Origin of the sequence: Beijerinckia sp. L45, assembly GCF_009765775.1 — a bacterium.
Taxonomy (GTDB): Bacteria; Pseudomonadota; Alphaproteobacteria; order Rhizobiales; family Beijerinckiaceae; genus RH-AL1.
On sequence record NZ_LMUU01000237.1, the window covers coordinates 1 to 649 of the forward strand.

Consider the following 649-nt stretch of genomic DNA (forward strand, 5'->3'; position numbering starts at 1 on the left):
ACATGCCGCCGGCGCATAGCGCGTTCTGGCGGATCTGGCTCGTCGCCCTTGTGGCGATCGCCGCCTTCGCCGCGCTCGCGCTCAACGCCCGCGCCGCCGAGGCGCATATCGCCCGGCATCATCATCGGCATGCGCATCATGCCCGCCACTTCTACCACGCCCGCTTGATCGCCTCGGTCGTCGACCGTGTCGCTGGCTTCGCTCGGGCCCGGGTCGTCGACGTGGCCAGCGTCGGCGGCGTCGCGACCGACGTGGTGCGCGAAGCGCTCCGCTGGGTTGGCCACGGCAATATGACCGGGACGCGCGGCCCGTGGTGCCAGGACTTCGACACCTTCGTCCTACGACGAACCGGTCATCAGACGATCGCCTCGCGCCTCGCCCGTGATGCTGTCTACGCCGGTCGCCCGATATCGGGGCCGGTACCAGGCGCCATCATGTCGATGCCGCATCACACCGGCTTCGTAGTGGAGGTCCTCAGCCCAGGCCGTGTCCTGGTGATCTCCGGCAACCACGGCCATCGTGTCGGCCTCGGCGTCTACTCGACCCGCGGCGCTCGCTTCGCGCTGCCGGCGTAAGCACCGCAGCCCTTCTCGCTATTCTGGATCCGCCACCATGGCCTTCGACAGCAACTTCGGCGTCCAGGCGATCA

General features: G+C 68.7%; 1 protein-coding gene. It reads left to right on the top strand.

The genetic code is table 11. From position 1 onward, the window contains the following. Positions 1-575 (top strand): hypothetical protein (locus GSQ79_RS24500; protein ID WP_158811380.1); only part of this gene is annotated, 575 nt, incomplete at its 5' end. Between the last annotated feature and the right edge of the window lie 74 nt (positions 576-649).